This is a genomic window from Burkholderia sp. 9779_493 (assembly GCF_015712215.1).
Classification (GTDB): domain Bacteria; phylum Pseudomonadota; class Gammaproteobacteria; order Burkholderiales; family Burkholderiaceae; genus Burkholderia; species Burkholderia cenocepacia.
The window spans coordinates 125571-147685 of sequence record NZ_JACCQA010000015.1 but is presented as its reverse complement, the minus strand read 5'-3'; the positions used below and the strand labels follow the sequence as shown (position 1 = coordinate 147685).

The following is a 22115-nucleotide window of genomic DNA, read 5'->3' as shown; positions in this document are numbered from 1 at the left end:
CCGAGCGTCCGGCTTCCCGCGCCGTGCCCGCCTGAGAGAGCGGGCCGCCGCGGCGCCGGACGCGACGCTTTCACGCCAACCACCCGTTCGGCCCCCTCATGAATCGTTATCCACTCTGGAAATATGTCGTGATGGTCGTGGCGCTCGCCATCGGCCTTCTGTACACATTGCCCAACTTCTTCGGCGAAGCGCCGGCGGTGCAGGTGTCGAGCGGCAAGGCCACGGTCAAGCTCGACTCGACCACGCTGACCCAGGTCGAATCGGCGCTCGCATCCGCGCAGATCAAGCCGGACGACGTCACCTTCGAGAACACGGCGACCAACGCGAACATCCGCGTGCGCCTGAAGGACACCGATACGCAGCTGCGCGTCAAGGACCTGCTGCAGAAGTCGCTGAACGCCGACCCGAACGATCCGCAGTACGTCGTCGCACTGAACCTGCAGAGCGCGTCGCCGCGCTGGCTGACCGCCCTGCACGCGCTGCCGATGTATCTCGGCCTCGACCTGCGCGGCGGTGTGCACTTCCTGCTCCAGGTCGACATGACGGGCGCGCTCACGAAGAAGCTCGACTCCGACGCCTCCGACGCGCGCTCGCTGCTGCGCGACAAGAACATCCGCGACGGCGGCGTGAGCCGCGTCGAGCAGTCCGTGGTCGTCAACTTCAGCGATGCGCAGACGGCGGAAGACGCCCGCAAGGTGCTCGCCGCGTCGATCACCGAGCTGCAATGGGCGACCCAGCCCGGCGGCGGCGGCACGCAGGTGGTCGGCACGTTTACGCCGGCCGTGCAGAAGGCCGTCGAGGACGCCGCGCTCAAGCAGAACCTGACGACGCTCCACAACCGCGTGAACGAACTCGGCGTGTCCGAGCCGATCCTGCAGCAGCAAGGCAGCGACCGCATCGTCGTCGAACTGCCGGGCGTGCAGGACACCGCGAAGGCGAAGGACATCATCGGCCGCACCGCGACGCTCGAGGCGCGCCTCGCCGACCCGATCAACACGCACCCGAACCCGAACGACCCCGTGCCGCCGGGCGAGGAGCTGTTCACGCAGGGCATCCAGGCGCCCGTGCTGCTGAAGAAGGACGTGATCTTCACCGGCGACCGCATCATCGACGCATCGGCCGGTTTCGACGAACACCAGCGTCCGTCGGTCAACATCCGCCTCGATTCGGCGGGCGGCCGCGCGGTGCGCACGGTGTCGCGCGACAACATCGGCAAGCCGATGGCGATGGTGCTGTTCGAGAAGGGCAAGGGCGAAGTGCTGACGGTCGCGACGATCCAGTCCGAACTCGGCGACCGCTTCCAGATCACGGGCCAGCCGACGCCGCAGGCCGCGGCCGACCTCGCGCTGCTGCTGCGCGCCGGTTCGCTCGCCGCACCGATGGACATCATCGAGGAACGCACGATCGGCCCGAGCCTCGGCGCCGACAACATCAAGATGGGCGTGCACTCGGTGATCTGGGGCTTCTGTGCGATCGCCGTGTTCATGATCGCGTACTACATGCTGTTCGGCGTGGTGTCGGTGATCGGCCTGTCGGTGAACCTGCTGCTGCTCGTCGCCGTGCTGTCGCTGATGCAGGCGACGCTGACGCTGCCGGGTATCGCGGCCATCGCGCTCGCGCTCGGGATGGCGATCGACTCGAACGTGCTGATCAACGAGCGCGTGCGTGAAGAACTGCGCGCCGGCCAGCCGCCGCAGCTCGCGATCCAGGCCGGCTACGCACACGCGTGGGCGACGATTCTCGACTCGAACGTCACGACGCTGATCGCCGGCCTCGCGCTGCTCGCGTTCGGCTCGGGCCCGGTTCGCGCGTTCGCGATCGTGCACTGCCTCGGTATCCTGACGTCGATGTTCTCCGCGGTGTTCTTCTCGCGCGGGATCGTCAACCTCTGGTACGGCGGCCGCAAGAAGCTGAAGTCGCTCGCGATCGGCCAGGTGTGGAAGCCGGAAGGCGCCGCTGCCGCCGCGTCGTTCACCGACGCGGACGAATCGACCGACACCGCGCGCGCCGCGAAGCTCGCCGCCCCGGCGAAGGGCAACGCGCCGCGCGCCGGCAAGCCGCAGCTGCGCAACCGCGCGCAGCAAGGCGTGTCGCCGAAGAAACCGGGCTCGACCCAATAAGGCCCCGGAGACGAAGCCATGGAATTTTTCCGCATCCGTAAAGATATTCCGTTCATGCGGCACGCGCTGGTGTTCAACGTGATCTCGCTGGTCACGTTCCTCGCCGCCGTGTTCTTCCTGTTCCACCGCGGGCTGCACCTGTCCGTCGAATTCACCGGCGGCACGGTGATCGAGGTGCAGTACCAGCAGGCCGCGGAGCTCGAACCCGTGCGCGCGACGCTCGGCAAGCTCGGCTATGCCGACGCGCAGGTGCAGAACTTCGGCACGTCGCGCAACGTGCTGATCCGCCTGCAGCTGAAGGAAGGCCTCACGTCCGCGCAGCAGAGCGACCAGGTGATGGGCGCGCTGAAGGCGCAGAGCCCGGACGTCACGCTGCAGCGCGTCGAGTTCGTCGGCCCGCAGGTCGGCCGCGAGCTCGCGACCGACGGTCTGCTCGCGCTCGCGTGCGTCGTGATCGGCATCGTGATCTACCTGTCGTTCCGCTTCGAATGGAAGTACGCGGTGGCGGGCATCATCGCCAACCTGCACGACGTCGTGATCATTCTCGGCTTCTTCGCGTTCTTCCAGTGGGAGTTCTCGCTGGCGGTGCTCGCGGCGATCCTCGCGGTGCTCGGCTACTCGGTCAACGAGTCGGTCGTCATCTTCGACCGGATCCGCGAAACGTTCCGCCGCGAACGCAAGATGAGCGTGCAGGAAGTGATCAACCACGCGATCACGACCACGATGTCGCGCACGATCATCACGCACACGTCGACGGAAATGATGGTGCTGTCGATGTTCTTCTTCGGCGGCCCGACGCTGCACTACTTCGCGCTCGCGCTGACGGTCGGCATCATGTTCGGCATCTACTCGTCGGTGTTCGTCGCGGGCTCGCTCGCGATGTGGCTCGGCATCAAGCGCGAAGACCTGATCAAGGAAAAGAAGACCGCGCACGATCCGGACGATCCGAACGCCGGCGCGCAGGTTTGAGCGCCACGCCGTTTCGGCATCGAAGCAAAGCCGGCCCTCTGGGCCGGCTTTTTTTATGCGCGGGCCGCCACGATGCGGCATGCCAACGGCCCGGCCGGCATCGTCACGGGTGTCGGCTACAATCGTCACCGCCCTGCCCCGCCGCCTGCCGGCCGCGCGCGTGGACCGGGCAAGCCCCCCTCTTCACCCGTCCGAACGTGCGGTCCCGATGATGCCTCCCATGCGTGTCGTTCGTCGCCTCGCCGTCTGCGCAGCCGTCGCGGCCGCGTTCCCGTATGCGCCGCTCGTCGGTGCGCAACCGGCATCCGCGCCGGCCGCCGCTTCGGTGCCCGCCGCCCCACCGCCATCGCCCTGCCCGCCCGACTGGGAGCCGCAGATCTGCGAACTGAAGGCGGCCGTCGACGTGCTGAAGCAACAGCACCTGACCGACGTCGACATCGGCGCGCTGCTCGACGCCGCGACCCACGACGGGATCAAGACGCTGCCGTACGCGCGCTTCTTCAACGCGAAGGAAGAGCAGGAACGGCGCGACGACGAGCGGCGCGCCCGCGACGGCACGCCGGGCATCGGGATCGTGTTCGAGACGCGGCCCGACGGGCTGCACATCATCGACGTGGTTCCCGATGCGCCGGCGGAAAAGGCCGGCGTGCGGCCCGACGATCTCGTCGTCGCGATGAACGACCGGAGCGTCGTCGGCATCGACGGCGGCGAACTGATGAAACTCGCGAAGGGCGACGCGGGCGTGCCGCTGAAGCTCACGGTGCAGCGCGGCCCGAAGCATGCGGTGCTGACCTTCGCGCCGGTGCGGGCGATCGTCAAACCGCGTCCGGCAACCGTGAAGCGGCTCGACGGCGACATCCTGTACACGCGGCTGTCGAGCTTTCCGGAGCCGGCGGTCGGCGACTATATCGATGCGGTGCAGGCCGCGCGTCGCGCGGGGCCGCCGGTCAAGCAGATGATCCTCGACCTGCGCATCAATGGCGGCGGCGCGCTCAATGCGGCGATCGGCATCACCGCGCTGTTCGCGGGACGCGACCGCACCGCGATGGTGACGGTCGAGCGCGGCGACACGCATCGCCGCCGCTACACGACCAACTGGCCCGACTACGAACTGCCCGTCATGCACGGCCAGGATCCGCTCGCGCCGCTGCAGGCCGACGACTGGTGGCGCACCGTGCCGCTCGTCGTGCTCGTCGACGGGCAAAGCGCGTCGGCTGCAGAAGCGACCGCGGCGGCGCTGAAGGATCTCGGCCGCGCCAAATTGCTCGGCATGCCGACCTACGGGAAAGGGCTCGCGCAGACGGGCGTCGACCTGATCGACGGCACGCGCCTGAATTTCACGTTCGCGCGCAATCTGCGGCCGAACGGCTGCCCGATGGACGGCTACGGCGTCGTGCCGGACTGGCTCGTGCCGCCGCGCCGCGATGCGGACGTCGACGGCGTGCTGCTGTGGTACCGGGAAGTCGATCTCGCCCGCGCCCCGTATGCGGACCGGCAGGCGCCCGACCCGTTCGCGCAGGTGCGCAAGGCCCGCCAGAAGCTGCGCGACGAGCGCGTGCGCGCGAAGGTCGATACGGCGCGGAGCGCGGCGCTGCCGCAGCGCGCATTCGGCACGGCGGCCGACTGGCAGCTCCGGCAGGCGCTCGATGCCCTCGCCGGCCGCCCGGTGCAGACCATCGCCGCGCCCGCGCAACTGATGCCGGCGCAGCCGGTCTGCGAGCGCGGCGGCAACTGAGCCGCCGCCCGCCCCGTTTCAGCGGAATCCGAACCGCCGCCGCAGCACGACCAGCGCCGCGAGGCTCAACACGGCCGCGAACATCAGGTAGAAGCTCGGCGCGGTCTTCATCCCGGTCTCGCGGATCAGCCACGCGATGATGAACGGCCCGAAGCCGCCGAAGATCGTCACCGCGACGTTGTACGCGAGCGACATCCCGGTCGTGCGCGTCTGCACCGGAAACACCTCGGACAACAGCCCCGGCAGCGCCGCGAAGTAGCCGGTCATCAGGAACGCGAGCAGCACCTGCAGCGCGATCAGCGTGCCGAAGCCCGGATGCGCGACGAGATACGCGAACGCCGGATAGATCAGCACGAGGATGCCGACGGCCGGCGCGATCATCACGCGCACGCGGCCGTAGCGATCCGACCAGTGGCCGACGAGCGGCGCGAACGCCATCTGGATCACGCCGACCACGAGGATCGCGGCGAATGCGGCGGACGGCGCGAGGCCGAGCTGCTTCACGCCGTAGGTCGGCATGAACAGCACGAGGTAGGTGGCGACGGTGCCGAGCACGACCACGCCCACGGCCGCGACGAGGCGCGCCTTGTGCGACGCGAACGTATCGCGCAGCGGGTTCGCGGTGCCTTCGGCCGCGAGGAATTCGGGCGTCTCGTCGACCTTGGTGCGGATGTAGTACGCGACCGGCCCGAGCAGCAGCCCGAAGAAGAACGGCACGCGCCAGCCCCACGACGCCATCTGTGCGGCCGACAGCTGCGCGTTCAACACGGTGCCGAAGCCCGCGGCGAGCAGCGTCGTGAGCCCCTGGCTCGCGACCTGCCAGCTCGCGAAGAAGCCGCGCCGGCCGGGCACGTGCTCGGCGAGGAACGCGGTCGCGCTGCCGAACTCGCCGCCGGCCGAGAAGCCCTGCATCAGCCGCGCGGCGACGAGGATCACCGGCGCGGCGACACCGATCGTCTCGTAGGTCGGCAGCACCGCGATGATCAGCGTGCCGGCCATCATCAGCAGGATCGACAGCGTCAGCGCGGCCTTGCGACCGGCGCGGTCCGCATACGCGCCAAGCACGATCGCGCCGAGCGGCCGCATGAAGAACGACACGCCGAACGTGCCGAGCGTGAGCAGCAGCGACACGGTGTCGTTGCCGGCCGGGAAGAACAGCTTCGAGATCGTCACCGCGAAAAAGCCGTAGACGACGAGATCGAACCACTCGAGCGCGTTGCCGATCGACGCGGCGACCACCGCGCGCCAGACGCGCGGCGACGAGGCAATGGAGCTGGACTGCGTGACGGCATGCATCGGCGATCTCCTTGTCGTTGTACGTTCTGTTCGAGGCGGCCGCCGTCGCGCCGTCGGCCTGCCCGGCGCCGCATGGCCACATGCGGCGCTCGGGCGATTATAGGCGCGCAAAAAAACCGCCGCGCCCCGGTAACGGGAACGCGGCGGTTGATCCGCGGCGGCCGGCACGATGGCCGGCCGTGCCGGGAAGCCTTACTGCTGCTTGACCGCTTCGGCCGTGATCAGCAGCTTCGTCTTCATCTTGAAGCCGTACTGCTTGCCGTAGTCGAGGCCGAAATCGTCGCGGCTGAATTCGCCGACCGCGTCGACGCCGCACACTTCACGCTTGAGCATCGGGTGCGGCATGCACTTGAACGAATCGATCTTCAGCGTGAGCGGCTTCGTGACGCCATGCAGCGTCAGGTTGCCGACCACCGACACCGGCTTGTCGCCGTCGAACTTGATCGTGCCCTTGTAGTTCGCCTGCGGGAACTTCGCCGCATCGAAGAACTCGGCCGTCTGCAGGTGCTCGTCGAGCTTCGCGCTGCCCGTGTGGATCGACGCGATGTCGGTCGTCACGTCGACCGTGCCGGTCTTCGCCGCACGGTCGAGCGTCACGGTGCCGCTCGACTTGTCGAACTTGCCGCGCCAGACCGACAGGCCGCCGAAGTGGTCGGCCTCGAAGCTCGGGTACGTGTGGCTCGGGTCGAACTGGTAGGTGGCGCTTTCGGCAAAGGCCGAGAACGACAGCGAAGCGGCCAGCGCGCCGGCAGCGATGATCAGATGCTTTTTCAAACCTTTTCTCCTGGAAACGGCGCCGCGCCCTCGCGCGGCATTCAGTTGAGGCAACAACCCGCCGCCTACTTCGTGGCGACGAGATGGAACTTGATCTGCACTTCGTCCGCGACGATCGACGTGTCCTTCCACTCGCCGGTGCCGACGTTGAAGGCCGAACGCTTGATCGGCAGCACGCCGTCGAACGTCTGCGTCGCGCCGTTTTGCGCGACCGTGACGGGCACCGTGACGGTCTCGGCCTTGCCCTTGATCGTCAGCTTGCCGGTCACGTTGTACTTGTTGCCGCCGGCCGGCGCGATCGCCGACGACACGAAGGTCGCCTGCGGATAGGTCTTCGCGTCGAACCAGTCCTTGCCGGCGACCTGGTCGTTGTACATCTTGTCGCCGAGGTCGAAGCTCGCGACGTCGATCGTCATTTGCGCGCTGCCCTGCGCGGCTTTCGCCGGGTCGAACTTCACCTGCGCGGAGAACTTCTTGAACGCGCCTTCGGTCGGCACGTTCATCTGCTTCGACACGGCGGACACCTTGCTCTTCGCGAGATCGACGTCGGCATGCGCCGCGCCCGACGCGACAAGCGCCGCCGCGGCGAACGCGGTCAGCATGGAGCGGGAGAAAGACACTTTCATGGGATCCTTCATTTGGCAAAGGGAAGCATGCGCGACAGCAGGCCGTCGCGGTCCAACAGCTGGTGCTTGAGCGCCGCGAGCACGTGCATCGCGACGAGCGCAAGCAGAATGTAATTCAAAGACACGTGCAGCGTCTTGAAGGTTTCCTTGAGCGCCGGATCGGGATCGATCAGGCGCGGCAGCGGCACGATGCCGAGATAGACGACCGGGATGTTCGACGCCGAGCTGTACAGGTAGCCCGTCACCGGGATCACGATCATCAGCACGTACAGCAGCATGTGCACGCCGTGCGATGCCGCGCGCTGCCACGCCGGCGTGTCGCCCGGCAGCGGCGGCGGCACGTGGGTCGCCCGCCACAGCACGCGCACGACGGCCAGCGCGAACACCGTCACGCCGATCCACTTGTGCCACGAGAAGTACTTCAGCTTGGTCGGCGTGAAGCCGGGGATGTCCGTCATCACCCAGCCGAGCGCGAAGCCGCAGACGATCAGCAGCGCGATCAGCCAGTGCAAGGCGATCGCGGTGTGTGCGTACCGTGCCGGCGCGGCCGGCGGCGATTTCGATGCCATCTTGGATTCCTCAGTTCAGCGAACGGCTGCGCCGGTAAATTCGTCCGACGCATGTCAAGGGCGCCATGCTACCGCAACCTTTTGACGTGCGCGGACTCCGAGAACAGGCGCGCCAGCCGGCTGACGGCTTCCCGCCATGTTACCGACCGGTCACGAAACTCACGATCCTTGACGCATCGAAAAAGCCCTTTTGGTAAGATTGGCGCGGGTTCCGGCCCCGTCGACGCGTTCCCCCAGCCGTCGCGACACCGCCTTTTCCATGCAACGATACGACCTGATTGCCTGCCACGAATGCGACGCACTGTTGCATAAACCGCGCCTGAGCGGCCGCGAGATCGCGCGCTGTCCGCGCTGCGACGCGCTGCTTTATCGCAACAGCACCACGCAGATCGAGCGCATCACCGCGCTCGCGGTCGCCGCGCTCGTCACGTTCATCATCGCGCAGACGTTCCCGATCCTGGAAATGGACCTGAACGGCACGCGCGTGCAGACGACGCTGATCGGCGCGATCGACGCGCTGTGGCGTCAGGACATGGCGATCGTCGGCGTGATGGTGTTCTGCTCGACCGTGCTGTTCCCGCTCGTCGAGATGGCCGCGCTGCTGTACGTGCTGCTGCCGATCCGGCGCGGCATCGTGCCGCCCGGCCTGAACCTCGTGCTGCGCACGATCCAGCTCGTGCGGCCGTGGGGGATGATCGAGGTGTTCATGCTCGGCATCCTGGTCACGATCGTGAAGATGGTGAGCCTCGCGCGCGTCGTGCCCGACGCGGCGCTGTTCGCGTTCGGCGCGCTCACGCTGATGACCGCCGTCGTGCTGATGTTCGACCCGCGCACGCTGTGGGACATCGCCGACGACCTGCGCGCCGGCCGCGCGCCGGAGCGGCCCGACGCCGCCGCGCCGCTGCCGGACGCACCCCGCCGATGACGAGGCCCATGCCGACCGCCGCCCGCGAGGGTTACGCCAGCTGCCACGCGTGCGGGCTCGTGCAGACGATCGACCGGCCGCACGCGCATTGCGCGCGCTGCGGCAGCGCGCTGCACGTGCGCACGCCGAACAGCATCATGCGCACGTGGGCGCTGCTGCTCGCGGCCGCGATCCTCTACATTCCGGCGAACCTGCTGCCGATCATGCGCACGTCGTCGATCGTCGGGTCGCAGCAGGACACGATCATGAGCGGCGTCATCTATTTCTGGACGTCCGGCGACTGGCCGCTCGCCGTGGTCGTGTTCGTCGCCAGCATTCTCGTGCCGATGCTCAAGCTCGGCGTGCTGACGATCCTCGTCACCAGCGCGCAGCGTCGCGCCGCGTGGCGGCCGCTGCAGCGCACGCGCCTCTACCGGATCGTCGAGCGCATCGGCCGCTGGTCGATGCTCGACATCTTCGTCGTGACGCTGACCGTCGCGCTCGTCCATTTCCGTTCGCTCGCCGTCATCACGGCCGGCCCCGGCGCGCTCGCGTTCGGCTCGGTCGTGATCCTGACGATGCTCGCGTCGATGCAGTTCGATCCCCGCCTGATCTGGGATCCAGTCGAAACCTCAGGGAATCACCATGAATAGTCCACAAGGCCCGCAGCACGACGCGCCCCGGCCGCCCGATCCGGCGATCTCGACGAAAAGCGGCTGGCTGCCGTCGCTCGTCTGGCTCGTGCCGCTGATCGCCGCGCTGATCGGCATCGGCCTCGTGATCAAGTCCGTGCGCGAGCGCGGCCCGGAAATCACGATCAGCTTCCACAGCGCCGAAGGGCTCGAGCCGGGCAAGACCCAGGTCAAGTACAAGGACGTCGAGATCGGCATGGTCAAGACGATCAAGCTGTCGAAGGACCTGTCGCGCGTGCTGGTCCAGGTGCAGCTCAAGAAGGAAGCCGAGGACTTCGCGGTCCAGGGTTCGCGCTTCTGGATCGTGCGGCCGCGCGTCGGCGCGACCGGCGTGTCGGGGCTCGGCACGCTGCTGTCCGGCGCGTACATCGGCGTCGACGCCGGTCACGGCCAGGACACGCTGACCGACTTCACCGGCCTGGAGACGCCACCCGCCGTCACCGGCGACCAGAAAGGCACGCAATACGTGCTGCGCGGCGATTCGCTCGGCTCGGTCGACATCGGCTCGCCGGTCTACTACCGCCGCGTCCAGGTCGGCCAGGTGGTCGGCTTCTCGCTCGACAAGGACGGCACGGGCGTCACGTTCAACGTGTTCGTGAATGCGCCGTACGACCAGTACGTCGGCCTGAACTCGCGCTGGTGGCAGGCGAGCGGCGTCGACCTGCGGCTCGATTCGAGCGGCCTGAAGCTGAACACGCAGTCGCTCGCGACGGTGATCCTCGGCGGCATCGCGTTCCAGACGCCGCCGAACCAGGGCAGCGGCGCGACCGCACCGAACAACACGACGTTCCGCCTCGGCTCCGACGAGGGCGACGCGATGCGCGACCCGGACGGCCAGCCGCTGCAGGTCGTGATGAACTTCAGCCAGTCGCTGCGCGGGCTCGCCGTCGGCGCGCCGGTCGACTTCCGCGGCATCGTGCTCGGCGAAGTGACGAACATCGGCATCGATTTCGATCCGAAGACGAAGAACTTCCTGATGCCGGTGACGATCAACGTGTATCCGGAACGCCTCGGCCGCCGCTTCCGCGAGACGATCGAGAGCAAGGGCGAACCGGCGCGCCGCGAGATCGTCGAGCGGCTCGTCCAGCACGGGCTGCGCGGCCAGTTGCGCACCGGCAACCTGCTGACGAGCCAGCTGTACGTCGCGCTCGACTTCTTCCCGAAGGCGCCGGCCGTGAAGATCGACACGAGCCGCCTGCCGCTCGAGCTGCCGACCGTGCCGAATACGCTCGACGAGTTGCAGCTGCAGGTCGCCGACATCGCGAAGAAGCTCGACAAGGTGCCGTTCGACCAGATCGGCGCGAACCTGAACAGCGCGCTCGCGAACGCCGACAAGCTGTTCAAGCAGCTCGACACGCAGGTCGCGCCGGAAGCGCGCGACACGCTGTCGGCCGCGAAGCAGACCTTCTCGACCGCCGAGGCGACGCTGCAGCAGGATTCGCCGCTGCAGTCCGACGTGCGCGGCGCGCTGAAGGAACTCACGCGCACGCTGCAATCGCTGAACGCGCTCGCCGACTATCTGGAGCGCCACCCCGAATCGCTGCTCAAGGGCAAGCCAGGAGATAAACAATGACGACACGCGTGAACGGTTTCGCGAGCGGCGCGGCGACGGCGCTCGCCGTACTCGCGCTCGCCGCGTGCAGCTCGCCGCCCGCACGGTTCTACACGCTCAGCCCGGCCGACGCCGCGGCGCCGCTGCGCACCGCGCCGGCCAATCCGGCGTTCCTGATCGAGGTGCCGTCGGTCGGCGTGCCCGAGCAGGTCGCGAAGAGCCAGCTGGTCGTGCAGAAGAACGCCGCGCAGGTCGACGTGCTCGAGCAGGAACGCTGGGCGTCGCCGCCCGCCGACGAGATCCGCCGCGCGCTGTCGGACGATCTCGCCGCGCAGCTCGGCACGATCGACGTCGCGAATTCCGCTTACCCGCCCGGCGTGCCCGTGTACCGCATCAGCGTGAACGTGCAGCGCTTCGAATCGTGGCCGGGCAAGCGCGCCGCGGTCGACGCCGTGTGGAGCGTACGCTCGCTCGCCACGCAGGCCGTGATGACCTGCCGCACGAGCGTCGCGGAACCGGTCGCCGACGGCTACGACGCGCTCGTCGCCGGCCACCGGCGCGCGCTCGACGTGATCGCCTCGCAAGCCGCGGACGGCGTGCGCGCGATGGCCGCACGCCGCGGCACGGCGGCGACGGCCACGCCCACGGCCGGCGGCAAGACGGCCGCCGCGCCGGTCGTGCCGTGTCCGGCCAGCCCGACGTCCGGCGGCGATGCCGGCGCGACGGGCAAGTCCGGCGCATAAGCGGACGCGGACGGCGCGCGGGCGAACGTTCGACACGACGTGCGACTGCGCGGTGTCGAATGGCGCCGCCCGCTCGGCCGTGCCCGCCGAGTATCGTCGGCCGCACGCCGCCGCAGCCGGCTTCGCCGATCGCCGTCATTGGCCACGCGGTCGTTGACATTCTTTGTCAAAGCCGCCGGAACCCGCGCCATGCAACGCGGTCGGCTTGCGTTTTCCGGCCCGATTGACGATCCTACGCACTTTCAGGCTCGCGCCGTTCGCCGTGCGCACCAGCCAGCGGCGCCGGGCCGCGTTCGGCCCGACCGCCATGCCTGCCGGCGCCCGCACGCGAATCGCGTGCATCGCAGCGGGGCAGCCGCATCGCGGGTCGCCGCCCGTCGTCCGGCACCGGCCCCGTCTCACCCGTTCTCACCGGCGCCGCGCCGTTGCTCCGGCCGGCATCCCGAACCCGCCCGTCCCGGGCTTTCGCTATTCCGTTTATGTTTCGTTCCCTGACGACCCTGATCAAGAAGTGGCGCGCGTCGCGCAATGCCGGTCACCAGCTCGATGCGCTGCTCGCGCACGCCGATGCCGACGCGTCGTACGCCGAGCGCAGCGAATGGCTGATCGAGCTCGCGCACTGGCTGCGCCGCAACGGCACGGTGCAGGACGCGCAGGCCGAACGCGACGCCGACACGCGCGCGTATCCGGCCCATGCGCGGTTGCGCTACCTGTTCCACGTGCTCGACCGCAATCCCGCGTGGAAAGCGCACGCCGCACGCATCCTGCGCGGCATCCTGCGCGAGTGCGACGGCATCTCGCTGCTGTGCGATGCAGGCATGCCCGTGCATTCGGGCTTCTTCGGCGCGCTGTTCGAGCGGATCGACTCGTCGCTGATCCCGCCCGCGCCGAACCGCCGCGAGCTGTCGGCGTTGTTCACGCTGATGTTCCCGACGCCCGAGGACGCGAAATGGATCGACGCGCTGCCCGACGACCTGCTCGCACGCCTGGCCGAGCTGATCTCGTTCGACGTCACCGAAGAAGAGCGCCACGAGCCCGGCTCGTTCTCGCGCGACCTGCTGGCCGCGCTGCACAACCTGACCTGCCAGATCAGCTCGACGGGCCTGTCGCAGACGGTGCGCAGCCGGCTGTCCGACGACGATGCGCGCAAGCCGCTCGAATCGCAGCCGTTCTACCGCCTCACGCGCGCGATGCTCGCGGTCGAGACCGCGCATGCGGCCGTCGAGGACGGCGGCGACCCGAGCAAGCTGCTGCACGAGGTGAACTACCTGCGCGTGCTGCTCGACGAATGCCGGATCGCCGTCGACGACGTGTTCGCGCACCTGTACCGCAACGGCGTGTCGGTCGACATCGTGTTCCAGGTCGAGCGGATGCGCATGCGCATCCTGCGCGCCGAAACGCTGCTGAACGCATGGATGGCGCGCGACGACCTGCACGGGATGGCGCACCTGACCGCCGAGCTCGTCGACGCGAACCAGAACAGCCAGAGCGTCGCGCACCTCGTGCGCAGCAACTTCTCGCTGTTCGCGCGCAAGCTCGTCGAGACCAACGCGGACACCGGCGAGCACTACATCTCGCGCGGCCGCGCCGAGTACCTGAAGATGCTGCGGATGGCCGCGGGCGGCGGCCTCGTCACCGTCGCGACCGTGTGCGTGAAGTTCGCGATCACGGGCGCGCACCTGCAGTCGATGCTCGAAGGGCTGCTCGCGGGCATCAACTACGCGGCCAGCTTCATGCTGATGCACTTCCTGCACTTCACGCTCGCGACCAAGCAGCCCGCGATGACCGCGCCGACGCTCGCGCGCGAACTCGACGACACCGGCCACGAGGAAGGCGTGAAGGCGTTCGTCGCGTCGGTGATCGCGCTGATCCGCACGCAAGCGGCCGCGATTTCCGGCAACGTGCTGGTCGTGCTGCCGGTGTGCCTGCTCGTGCAGCTGTTCGCGAGCAACGTGCTGCACGCGAACCTGATCTCGCCGGAGAAGGCGCACGCGACGCTGCATTCGTTCTCGCTGCTCGGCCCGACGCCGTTCTACGCCGCGCTCACCGGCGTGCTGCTGTGGGCGTCGAGCCTGCTCGCCGGCTGGGCCGACAACTGGTTCGTGCTGCACCGGGTCGGCGACGCGCTCGCGTACAACCGCCGGCTGCGCCTGACGCTCGGCGCGGCCGGCGCCGCGAAGCTCGCGCACTTCTGCCGGTCGAACGTCGCCGGCGTGGTCGCGAACGTCGGCCTCGGCCTGATGCTCGGCCTGATCCCGGCGATCGTCACCGTGTTCATGTTCCCGTTCGAGGTGCGGCACGTGACGCTGTCGGCCGGCTCGATCGGGATCGCGCTCGGCGTGCTGGGCAAGGGTGCGCTCAGTACGCCCGAACTGTGGTGGGCCGGCGCCGGCGTGCTGAGCATGGCGATCCTCAACGTGCTCGTGAGCTTCGCGCTCGCGTTCACGATGGCCGTGCGCTCGCGCAGCCTGCGCCCGACCAAGGTGCGCGCGCTCGTCGCGGCGATCGTCCGCACGGTGCTGTCGAATCCGCTCGCGCTGTTCTGGCCGGCGGGCAACCCCGCCGCGCGCGCCGGCCAGCCGGGCGCGCACTGACCTGCGGCGGGGTGCGAGGCGGCCGGGCGCCGCCGCGCCGCCCTTCCGGCGCGCACCTATGACCGTCGCGCCGGCGCCACCGCGCCGAAACGCCGGCCCCGGTCGTCCGCGCCGCGTACAATAGTGGACTTTTGCACGTCCTCACCCGCCTTATGTCCTCGCCCACCCTGTTCGAATTCTTCGCCCCCTGCCCGCGCGGCCTCGAAGCGGCGCTTGCCGCCGAGCTGGCCGAAATCGCCGGCCGCCACCTGAACGGCGCGCCGTTCACCGCGGGCGCGCAGGTGCCGGGCGGCGTCCATTTCAGCGGCGGCTGGGCCGCCGGCATGGCCGCGAACCTCCATTCGCGGATCGCGAGCCGCATTCTGCTGAAGATCGCGCACGGCCCGTACCGCAACGAGCAGGACGTCTACGCGCTCACGCTCGAGCAGCCGTGGGAGCGCTGGTTCGCGTCGACGCAGACGCTGCGCATCGACATCACCGCGATCAAGTCGCCGCTGAAGAGCCTCGAATTCACGACGCTGCGCGTGAAGGATGCGATCTGCGACCGGATGCGCGAGAAAACCGGCGCGCGCCCGAGCATCGACACCGGTGCGCCGGACGTGCGCGTGTTCGCGTTCCTGACGGCCAACGAATGCACGCTGTACCTCGACACATCGGGCGAGCCGCTGTTCAAGCGCGGCTGGCGTCTCGACAAGGGGGCGGCGCCGCTGCGCGAGAACCTCGCGGCCGGCATCCTGCGCCTGACGGGCTGGACGCCCGGCACCGCGCTGTACGACCCGATGTGTGGCAGCGGCACGTTCCTCGCGGAAGCCGCGCAGATCGCGCTCGGCGTGGCGCCCGGCGTCGAGCGCCGGTTCGGCTTCGAAAAGCTCAAGCAGTACGACATCACCGCGTGGCAGGGGCTGAAGGTCCCGGCGCTCGACGCGAAGCGCGCGGCGCGCGCCAGGCGCGGCGAAGCGCTCGGCGTCTACGGCAGCGACATTTCCGGCGACATGCTCGAGAAGGCGCGCGCGAACCTCGAACGCGCGGGCGTGCCGTCGGTGTGGCTCAAGCAGGTCGACGCGCGCGGGATGACGCCGCCGTCCGACGGGCCGGGCATCCTCCTCGCGAACCCGCCGTACGGCGAGCGGATCGAAGTGCGCGGCCGCAGCGCCCGCGGCGAGGTGCGCGAAACCGGCCGCAACCGCGGCAACGACGACGCATTCCGCCGCACGCACACCGACGCGCCGGACAGCGAGTTCTTCAACGCGCTTGGCGATGCGCTGAAGCAGCGCTTCACGGGCTGGCAGGCGTTCCTGCTGACGTCCGACCGTTCGCTGCCGGGCCAGTTGCGCCTGCGCGAATCGGCCAAGACGCCGTTGTTCAACGGCGCGCTCGAATGCCGGTTGTTCCGCTTCGACCTGATCGCCGGCAGCGTGAAGGCGCGCCCGGCGGCCGCGGAAGGCGACGCGTAAGCCAGCCGTCCGCTGTCACGAGCAACGACGTCCAGGGGCCGCCATCGCGGCCCCTGTGCTTTTGCGCGACCGGTCAGTGCTTCGACTTCGACCAGCGCGCCATCGTGAACGGCAGCGCCTGCCCGGTCTCGAGCAGCGTCTTCAGGCTCGACAGCACGACCGGCCAGCCGCCGCGAATCCCGCGATCCATCTCCGAACCGGGCACCAGCCCGTCGTGCGTGACGGTCAGTTTCACGACGCCCTCGTACGGCTCGACCAGATAGGTCACGCGCGATTCCTCGCCCTCTCCCGACGGCGTGCGCCACGTGACGACCAGCCGGCGCGGCGGATCGTTCTCGACCACTTCGCCGACGATGTCGACCCGCGACGGATCGTCGTAGTCCTGATGTTCCCAGCGCGACCCCGGCCGCCAGTCGGGCGACGCGTTGCGATGCCGCACCCAGTAGTCCTTCGTCAGCTCGGCGTTGGTCAGCGCATCGAACACGCGCTCGGGCGTGGCCGCGATGAAGGTCACGTACACAAAGGCGGGATTACCCATCGTCATCTCCTGTGTCGCGGGGCGCTTCCAGCCCGCGCTTGAGATCCGCCAGCGCCTGCAGGCGCTGACGCTCGAACTTGCCGATCCAGCGTTCCGCGATGTCATGGATCGGCACCGGATTCAGGTAGTGCAGCTTCTCCCGGCCGCGCCACGTCGTCGCGACCAGATTCGCGGCCTCGAGCAGCGCAAGGTGCTTGCTGACGGCCTGCCGGCTCATCGCGAGCCCGTCGCACAGCTCGGACAGCGTCTGGCCGTTTTTCGCATGCAGCAGGTCGAGCAACTGACGGCGCGTGGCGTCGGCCAGCGCCTTGAAAACGAGGTCCATGCCGCTCCCGGGTCGATGACCTCATTATGCAACCAAATGGTTGCATGTCAAGGGTGACAACTCTACTGACAATACGGTGTCAGCAGCCCGCGATCACACTGCAATCCCGGCGCAATGCAGGCTGGTTTCCACACCGAATCCGCATAACAACGCAAACAACGCAACAAGGAGCTCGTCATGACGTCAGCAACCGCTACTGCCACCCTGGAACGCGCGATCGCCTGGTTCGACATTCCGTCCCTCGATTTCGACCGCGCGATCCGCTTTTACGAAACCGTGCTGCAAACCACGTTGCAGCGCGAAATCATCGGCGGCGTGCCGATGGCGACCTTCGATCGCGACGCGTCGAGCACAGGCGGCAGCATCGTGTTCGATCCGCAGCAGATGAAGCCGAGCGCGAACGGCGTGCTCGTCTACCTGAACGCCGGCGAATCGGTCGTCGCGGCACTCGAACGCGCGAAGCGCGCGGGCGGCGTCGTGCAGGGCTCGGTCGTCGAGCTGCCGAACAACTACGGCTACGTCGGCTACCTGATCGACACGGAAGGCAACCGCGTCGGCCTGCACGCGCCGAAATGCCACTGAGCGCGGCGCTCAGCGGGCCGGCGCGGCGCTATCATCGCGAAGTCCCCGTAGCCAGAGGAATCGAGGTGCTGTCATGACCCGCCGTGCCGACCGCCTGTTCCAGATCGCCGAGCTGTTGCGCGGGCGTCGCCTCACGACCGCGCAGCAACTGGCCGACTGGCTGTCGGTGTCGCCGCGCACGGTCTATCGCGACGTGCGCGACCTGCAACTGTCAGGGGTCCCGATCGAAGGCGAGGCCGGCATCGGCTACCGGCTGAACCGCAACGCGAGCCTGCCGCCGCTCACGTTCACGGCCGAGGAGCTGGCGGCGCTCGCCACCGGCGCGCGCATGCTCGAGACCTGGGGCGGGGCGCGTTTCGCGAGCGGCGCACGCTCGGCGCTCGCGAAGATCGCGTCGGCGATGCCGGCCGACAAGCGCACGGCGCTCGACCGCCTGCCCGTGTTCGCGCCGTCGTTCCACATCGACGAGACGTTTTGCGCGAAGGTCGACGCGATCCACCAGGCGATCGACACGCGCCACATCGTCAGCTTCGACTATCGCGACCGGCTCGGCGCGCATTCGCAGCGCCGCGTATGGCCGCTCGGGCTCGTCTACTGGGGCGGGCGCTGGACGATCGGCGCGTGGTGCGAGCTGCGCGACGATTTCCGCACCTTCGACATCGCGCGGATGGGCGACATCACCGTGCACGAGCAGTTTCCGGACATGGAAGGCCGGCGGATCGCCGACTACATGCGGATCGCGGAAGCGCCGATGCGCTGACGCGACGCGGCGGCGCGCACCCGCCGCCGCCCTTCGTTTTCCGCGCGCCGTGTGGCGCCCACCTCCGCTTTCGCTACCCGCCGAATACCACGGGCCGCTTCGGCCGCTCGTCGACGTGCAGCGAAAACACGTCCGCACGCGCATAGTGGCCGGCGACGTCGAAGTCGTAGCGCGCCTTCACGAGCTCGTCGGTGTCGATACGGGCGGTGACGAGCCCGGCCTCGCCGATCAGCGGCTCCGTCAACGGGTCGCCGAGCGGCCCGACGATCACGCTGCCGCCGCGGATCAGCGGCCGCTCGGGGTCCCAGCCCGGCACGTCGATGCCGAGCGCGCGCGGCGACGGCTGCACCTGGCACGCGCTCACGACGAAGCAACGCCCTTCGTGCGCGATGTGCCGCATCGAGCTTTGCCACACGTCGCGCTCGTCGACGGTCGGCGCGCACCAGATCTGCACGCCTTTCGCGTACATCGCGCAGCGCAGCAGCGGCATGTGGTTCTCCCAGCAGATCGCGGCGCCCGCGCGGCCCGCGGCCGTCTCGACGACGGGCAGCGTCGAGCCGTCGCCCTGCCCCCAGATCAGCCGCTCGGTGCCGGTCGGCATCAGCTTGCGGTGCTTCGCGACGAGCCCGTCGCGCGGATCGAAGAACAGCGCCGTGCAGTACAGCGTGCTGCCGCCGCGCTCGATCACGCCGACCACGAGGCTCGCGCCGGTGCGCTGCGACAGCGCGGCCAGCTCGTCGGTTTCGGGCCCCGGTACGTCGATCGCCTGCGCGGCGTAGCGCGCATACGCATCGCGCCCTTCGGGCAGCCGGTAGCCGAGCCGCGTGCCGAAGATTTCGCCTTTCGGATAGCCGCCGAGCACGGCCTCGGGCAGCACGACCAGCGACGCGCCGCTGTCGCGGATCGCGGTTTCGTAGCCGAGGATCGTGTCGAGCGTGGCGCGCGTGCCGGCGGGCGATGCGCCGATCTGCAGCGCGGCGATGACTGAGGTGGACATGAAGGCGTCTCCGGTGAATGCGGTGAATGGGATGACGCCATCTTTGTCGATATCATTTCATCGATCAAATCGATACAACGATAACTGACATGAATGCAGATGATATCGCCAGCCTGGACCTGAACCTGCTGAAGGTGTTCGAGGCGCTGTACGAGGAAGGCGGCGCGAGCCGCGCGGCGCTGCGGCTCGATCTCACGCAGTCGGCGGTCAGCGCGGCACTCGGGCGGCTGCGCGTGATCTACGCCGATCCGCTGTTCGTGCGCACCGGCCGCGGGCTCGCGCCGACGCCGCGCGCGGACGAACTGAAGCCGATCCTGTCCGACGCGCTCGACCGCTGCCGCGAAAGCCTCGCGATCGCGGCCGACGGCGGCGAGCGCGTTGGCCGCACGATCTCGATCGGGCTGTCCGACGATTTCGAGATCGCGCTCGGCCGCGCGCTGATCGATGCGGTCACGCACGAAGCCGCCGGCATCCGGTTGATCTTCCGGCAGACCCACAGCGGCATCGCCGGCGACGCGCTGCTGCGGCACGGCGTCGATCTCGCGATCGCGTCGGGGGGATTCTCGGCGAACGGCCTCAGCAGGCACGCGGTCGCCACCGGCGGCTATGCGTGCCTGATCGATCCGGCCGGCCGCGCACGGACACCGCGCACGCTGACGCTCGCCGAGTTCCTGCGGCGCGACCACCTGCTCGTGTCGTCGGGCGGCGTGATCGGCATCGTCGACGAGGCGCTGGCCGCGCTCGGCCACAAGCGGCGCGTCGCGGCGTCGACCACGCATTTCGCCGCGCTGCCGTACCTGCTCGCCGGCTCCGACGCGGTCGCGACGATTCCCGCGCATGCGGCGCGTGCGATCGCGCAGGCGACTTCGCTGCGCGCGCTCGCGTGCCCGGTCGACCTGCCGCGCTATCCGGTCGAAATCGGCTGGCGCACGAGCACGCAGCGCGACCCGGCGATCGTGCGCGTACGCGACGCGATCGCCGCTTGCATCGCGCAACGCGTCGCACCATGAAAAAAGGCCCAGCCGGCTTGCACCGGTCGGGCCTGTCCGGAGGCGCGACGTCCGCGCATCGAAGCGGGCGCCGCGTAGCCGGGGCGGGCGTTACTCGACGGCCTTCACCATGTCCTCGATGACCTTCTTCGCATCGCCGAACACCATCATCGTCTTGTCCATGTAGAACAGGTCGTTGTCGAGACCCGCGTAGCCGGCCGCCATCGAGCGCTTGTTGACGATCACCGTGCGCGCCTTGTACGCCTCGATGATCGGCATCCCCGCGATCGGCGATTTCGGATCGTTCTTCGCGGCCGGGTTCACGACGTCGTTCGCGCCGAGCACGAGCACCACGTCCACCTGGCCGAATTCGCCGTTGATGTCCTCCATCTCGTGCACGATCTCGTACGGCACTTCCGCTTCCGCGAGCAGCACGTTCATGTGCCCCGGCATCCGCCCGGCAACCGGGTGGATCGCGTACTTCACGTCGATGCCCTTCTCGACCAGCTTGTCGGTCAGCTCCTTCAGCGCGTGCTGCGCGCGGGCGACGGCGAGCCCGTAACCCGGCACGATGACGACCGATTCCGCGTTGCCGAGCATGAACGCCGCGTCGTCGGCCGAACCCGACTTCACCGGCCGCTGCTCCTGCGCGCCCGCCGCGCCGCCGGCCGCCGCTTCGCCGCCGAACCCGCCGAGGATCACGTTGAAGAACGAGCGGTTCATCGCGTGGCACATGATGTACGACAGGATCGCGCCCGACGAGCCGACCAGCGAACCGGCGATGATCAGCATCGCGTTGTTCAGCGAGAAGCCGATGCCGGCCGCCGCCCAGCCCGAGTACGAGTTCAGCATCGACACGACCACCGGCATGTCCGCGCCGCCGATCGGGATGATGATCAGCACGCCGAGCACGAACGCGATCGCCGTCATGATGATGAACGGCAGCCACGCCTGCGTGATGAAGAACAGGATGCCGAAGCCGAGCATCGCGATCGCGAGCATCAGGTTGATCAGGTGCTGGCCGGCATACACGACCGGCGCGCCCTGGAACAGCCGGAACTTGTACTTGCCCGACAGCTTGCCGAACGCGATCACCGAACCGGAGAACGTGATCGCGCCGACGAACGTGCCGATGAATAGCTCGACGCGGTTGCCGTACGGGATGAAACTCGACGACACCGCGTCCTGCGGCACGAGCCCGAACGCTTCCGGCTCCGACACCACCGCGTACGCGATGCACACGGCCGCGAGACCGATCAGCGAGTGCATCGCCGCGACGAGTTCCGGCATCTTGGTCATCTCGACGCGCGCGGCGACGAATGCGCCGACGCCCCCGCCGACGATCAGCGCGCCGAGCACGAGCGCGAGGCCGAGCGGCAGGTTCGCGCCGAGCCACGCGGCCTGCTTGACGATCAGCGCGATCGTCGTGAGGATCGCGATGGCCATCCCGACCATCCCGAACAGGTTGCCGCGCCGCGCGCTCTTCGGGTTCGACAGGCCCTTCAGCGCCTGGATGAAGCACACCGACGCGACGAGGTACAGCAGCGTAACGACGTTCATGCTCATCGCGCGCCCTCCTTGCCGCCCTCGACACGCTTGGGCTCCTTCTTGCGGAACATCTCGAGCATGCGCCTCGTCACGAGAAAGCCGCCGAACACGTTGACGGCCGCGAGCGCGACCGCGAGCGTGCCGAAGAACTTGCCGGTCGCGCCGACGGTGAGCGCGGCCGCGAGCATCGCGCCGACGATCACGATCGCCGAGATCGCGTTGGTCACGGCCATCAGCGGCGTATGCAGCGCCGGGGTGACGTTCCAGACGACGTGGTAGCCGACGTACACCGCCAGCACGAAGATGATCACGTTGATCACCGTGTGATTGATGACTTCCATGGTCTCC

21 protein-coding genes are annotated in these 22115 nt (G+C 68.7%); 12 read left to right on the top strand and 9 right to left on the bottom strand.

What is annotated here, in order from left to right; translation table 11 throughout:
* The first annotated feature begins 98 nt into the window (after positions 1-98).
* From secD to H0X95_RS17705, 3 genes are all read left to right on the top strand, one after another.
* Positions 99-2120, top strand: coding sequence for a protein translocase subunit SecD (gene secD, locus H0X95_RS17715; RefSeq protein WP_006482461.1), 2022 nt, complete (start codon positions 99-101; stop codon positions 2118-2120).
* Positions 2121-2138: 18 nt separating this feature from the next.
* Positions 2139-3089 (top strand): protein translocase subunit SecF, encoded by a 951-nt coding sequence (gene secF, locus H0X95_RS17710; RefSeq protein WP_006482457.1) that lies wholly within the window; start codon positions 2139-2141, stop codon positions 3087-3089.
* 220 nt (positions 3090-3309) lie between these two features.
* The gene (locus tag H0X95_RS17705) at positions 3310-4824 is read left to right on the top strand and encodes a S41 family peptidase (RefSeq protein ID WP_006482459.1); all 1515 of its coding nucleotides are present in this window, start codon (positions 3310-3312) and stop codon (positions 4822-4824) included.
* An 18-nt stretch (positions 4825-4842) separates the two neighbouring features.
* Here the strand turns inward: H0X95_RS17705 and H0X95_RS17700 are convergent, their stop codons facing one another.
* The 4 genes from H0X95_RS17700 to H0X95_RS17685 form a co-directional block, all read right to left on the bottom strand.
* Entirely contained in the window at positions 4843-6120 is a 1278-nt protein-coding gene (locus H0X95_RS17700) for an MFS transporter (RefSeq protein WP_034201009.1), read from the bottom strand.
* A gap of 192 nt (positions 6121-6312) precedes the next feature.
* Positions 6313-6894, bottom strand: coding sequence for a YceI family protein (locus tag H0X95_RS17695; protein WP_006476873.1), 582 nt, complete (start codon positions 6892-6894; stop codon positions 6313-6315).
* A 65-nt stretch (positions 6895-6959) separates the two neighbouring features.
* Complete coding sequence (locus tag H0X95_RS17690; protein ID WP_006482463.1) at positions 6960-7520, bottom strand: YceI family protein; 561 nt, start codon at positions 7518-7520, stop codon at positions 6960-6962.
* Between the two features lie 8 nt (positions 7521-7528).
* On the bottom strand, positions 7529-8089 hold the full coding sequence (locus H0X95_RS17685; protein ID WP_006482464.1) for a cytochrome b: 561 nt from the start codon (positions 8087-8089) through the stop codon (positions 7529-7531).
* A gap of 259 nt (positions 8090-8348) precedes the next feature.
* Here H0X95_RS17685 and H0X95_RS17680 point away from each other — a divergent pair, with 259 nt between their 5' ends.
* The 6 genes from H0X95_RS17680 (at position 8349) to H0X95_RS17655 (ending at position 16028) form a co-directional block, all read left to right on the top strand.
* On the top strand, positions 8349-9014 hold the full coding sequence (locus H0X95_RS17680) for a paraquat-inducible protein A (RefSeq protein WP_012492950.1): 666 nt from the start codon (positions 8349-8351) through the stop codon (positions 9012-9014).
* Between the two features lie 8 nt (positions 9015-9022).
* The gene (locus tag H0X95_RS17675; RefSeq protein WP_006497515.1) at positions 9023-9646 is read left to right on the top strand and encodes a paraquat-inducible protein A; all 624 of its coding nucleotides are present in this window, start codon (positions 9023-9025) and stop codon (positions 9644-9646) included.
* Complete coding sequence (locus H0X95_RS17670) at positions 9639-11258, top strand: PqiB family protein (RefSeq protein WP_006482664.1); 1620 nt, start codon at positions 9639-9641, stop codon at positions 11256-11258. Before H0X95_RS17675 ends, H0X95_RS17670 begins: the two co-directional genes overlap by 8 nt.
* Positions 11255-11980 carry a PqiC family protein gene (locus H0X95_RS17665; RefSeq protein ID WP_006497516.1) on the top strand — a complete coding sequence of 242 codons (726 nt, stop codon included), beginning with the start codon at positions 11255-11257 and terminating at the stop codon, positions 11978-11980. The genes H0X95_RS17670 and H0X95_RS17665 overlap by 4 nt, the downstream gene beginning before the upstream one ends.
* A gap of 479 nt (positions 11981-12459) precedes the next feature.
* The gene (locus H0X95_RS17660) at positions 12460-14574 is read left to right on the top strand and encodes a site-specific recombinase (protein ID WP_034201014.1); all 2115 of its coding nucleotides are present in this window, start codon (positions 12460-12462) and stop codon (positions 14572-14574) included.
* A gap of 152 nt (positions 14575-14726) precedes the next feature.
* Positions 14727-16028 carry a THUMP domain-containing class I SAM-dependent RNA methyltransferase gene (locus H0X95_RS17655; RefSeq protein ID WP_059721653.1) on the top strand — a complete coding sequence of 434 codons (1302 nt, stop codon included), beginning with the start codon at positions 14727-14729 and terminating at the stop codon, positions 16026-16028.
* A 73-nt stretch (positions 16029-16101) separates the two neighbouring features.
* On the opposite strand, the gene H0X95_RS17650 is transcribed toward H0X95_RS17655, so the two are convergent.
* Together H0X95_RS17650 and H0X95_RS17645 are read right to left on the bottom strand one after the other, a co-directional pair.
* Complete coding sequence (locus H0X95_RS17650; RefSeq protein ID WP_006493327.1) at positions 16102-16566, bottom strand: SRPBCC family protein; 465 nt, start codon at positions 16564-16566, stop codon at positions 16102-16104.
* Entirely contained in the window at positions 16559-16891 is a 333-nt protein-coding gene (locus H0X95_RS17645) for an ArsR/SmtB family transcription factor (RefSeq protein ID WP_006483451.1), read from the bottom strand. The genes H0X95_RS17650 and H0X95_RS17645 overlap by 8 nt, the downstream gene beginning before the upstream one ends.
* 177 nt (positions 16892-17068) lie before the next feature.
* Here H0X95_RS17645 and H0X95_RS17640 point away from each other — a divergent pair, with 177 nt between their 5' ends.
* Both H0X95_RS17640 and H0X95_RS17635 read left to right on the top strand, forming a co-directional pair.
* The gene (locus tag H0X95_RS17640) at positions 17069-17473 is read left to right on the top strand and encodes a VOC family protein (protein ID WP_006483432.1); all 405 of its coding nucleotides are present in this window, start codon (positions 17069-17071) and stop codon (positions 17471-17473) included.
* A 73-nt stretch (positions 17474-17546) separates the two neighbouring features.
* Positions 17547-18233, top strand: coding sequence for a helix-turn-helix transcriptional regulator (locus H0X95_RS17635; protein WP_006497518.1), 687 nt, complete (start codon positions 17547-17549; stop codon positions 18231-18233).
* 73 nt (positions 18234-18306) lie between these two features.
* Here the strand turns inward: H0X95_RS17635 and H0X95_RS17630 are convergent, their stop codons facing one another.
* The gene (locus H0X95_RS17630; RefSeq protein WP_059721654.1) at positions 18307-19230 is read right to left on the bottom strand and encodes a carbon-nitrogen hydrolase family protein; all 924 of its coding nucleotides are present in this window, start codon (positions 19228-19230) and stop codon (positions 18307-18309) included.
* Between the two features lie 89 nt (positions 19231-19319).
* Here H0X95_RS17630 and H0X95_RS17625 point away from each other — a divergent pair, with 89 nt between their 5' ends.
* Positions 19320-20240, top strand: a complete 921-nt coding sequence (locus tag H0X95_RS17625) for a LysR family transcriptional regulator (RefSeq protein WP_059721655.1) — start codon at positions 19320-19322, stop codon at positions 20238-20240.
* Between the two features lie 90 nt (positions 20241-20330).
* On the opposite strand, the gene H0X95_RS17620 is transcribed toward H0X95_RS17625, so the two are convergent.
* Both H0X95_RS17620 and H0X95_RS17615 read right to left on the bottom strand, forming a co-directional pair.
* Positions 20331-21785, bottom strand: a complete 1455-nt coding sequence (locus H0X95_RS17620) for an NAD(P)(+) transhydrogenase (Re/Si-specific) subunit beta (protein ID WP_006483443.1) — start codon at positions 21783-21785, stop codon at positions 20331-20333.
* Positions 21782-22108, bottom strand: a complete 327-nt coding sequence (locus H0X95_RS17615; RefSeq protein WP_006476884.1) for an NAD(P) transhydrogenase subunit alpha — start codon at positions 22106-22108, stop codon at positions 21782-21784. Before H0X95_RS17615 ends, H0X95_RS17620 begins: the two co-directional genes overlap by 4 nt.
* Between the last annotated feature and the right edge of the window lie 7 nt (positions 22109-22115).

Excerpts from the sequence above, each read along its gene's own strand:
- H0X95_RS17630 (WP_059721654.1), bottom strand. The coding sequence starts at position 19,230 with ATGTCCACCTCAGTCATCGCCGCGCTGCAGATCGGCGCATCGCCCGCC.
- H0X95_RS17660 (WP_034201014.1), top strand. The coding sequence starts at position 12,460 with ATGTTTCGTTCCCTGACGACCCTGATCAAGAAGTGGCGCGCGTCGCGC.
- H0X95_RS17670 (WP_006482664.1), top strand. The coding sequence starts at position 9,639 with ATGAATAGTCCACAAGGCCCGCAGCACGACGCGCCCCGGCCGCCCGAT.
- H0X95_RS17655 (WP_059721653.1), top strand. The coding sequence starts at position 14,727 with ATGTCCTCGCCCACCCTGTTCGAATTCTTCGCCCCCTGCCCGCGCGGC.
- H0X95_RS17645 (WP_006483451.1), bottom strand. The coding sequence starts at position 16,891 with ATGGACCTCGTTTTCAAGGCGCTGGCCGACGCCACGCGCCGTCAGTTG.
- H0X95_RS17650 (WP_006493327.1), bottom strand. The coding sequence starts at position 16,566 with ATGGGTAATCCCGCCTTTGTGTACGTGACCTTCATCGCGGCCACGCCC.
- H0X95_RS17685 (WP_006482464.1), bottom strand. The coding sequence starts at position 8,089 with ATGGCATCGAAATCGCCGCCGGCCGCGCCGGCACGGTACGCACACACC.
- H0X95_RS17680 (WP_012492950.1), top strand. The coding sequence starts at position 8,349 with ATGCAACGATACGACCTGATTGCCTGCCACGAATGCGACGCACTGTTG.
- secF (WP_006482457.1), top strand. The coding sequence starts at position 2,139 with ATGGAATTTTTCCGCATCCGTAAAGATATTCCGTTCATGCGGCACGCG.
- H0X95_RS17620 (WP_006483443.1), bottom strand. The coding sequence starts at position 21,785 with ATGAGCATGAACGTCGTTACGCTGCTGTACCTCGTCGCGTCGGTGTGC.
- H0X95_RS17615 (WP_006476884.1), bottom strand. The coding sequence starts at position 22,108 with ATGGAAGTCATCAATCACACGGTGATCAACGTGATCATCTTCGTGCTG.
- H0X95_RS17635 (WP_006497518.1), top strand. The coding sequence starts at position 17,547 with ATGACCCGCCGTGCCGACCGCCTGTTCCAGATCGCCGAGCTGTTGCGC.
- H0X95_RS17675 (WP_006497515.1), top strand. The coding sequence starts at position 9,023 with ATGCCGACCGCCGCCCGCGAGGGTTACGCCAGCTGCCACGCGTGCGGG.
- secD (WP_006482461.1), top strand. The coding sequence starts at position 99 with ATGAATCGTTATCCACTCTGGAAATATGTCGTGATGGTCGTGGCGCTC.
- H0X95_RS17705 (WP_006482459.1), top strand. The coding sequence starts at position 3,310 with ATGCGTGTCGTTCGTCGCCTCGCCGTCTGCGCAGCCGTCGCGGCCGCG.
- H0X95_RS17700 (WP_034201009.1), bottom strand. The coding sequence starts at position 6,120 with ATGCATGCCGTCACGCAGTCCAGCTCCATTGCCTCGTCGCCGCGCGTC.
- H0X95_RS17665 (WP_006497516.1), top strand. The coding sequence starts at position 11,255 with ATGACGACACGCGTGAACGGTTTCGCGAGCGGCGCGGCGACGGCGCTC.
- H0X95_RS17640 (WP_006483432.1), top strand. The coding sequence starts at position 17,069 with ATGACGTCAGCAACCGCTACTGCCACCCTGGAACGCGCGATCGCCTGG.
- H0X95_RS17625 (WP_059721655.1), top strand. The coding sequence starts at position 19,320 with ATGAATGCAGATGATATCGCCAGCCTGGACCTGAACCTGCTGAAGGTG.
- H0X95_RS17690 (WP_006482463.1), bottom strand. The coding sequence starts at position 7,520 with ATGAAAGTGTCTTTCTCCCGCTCCATGCTGACCGCGTTCGCCGCGGCG.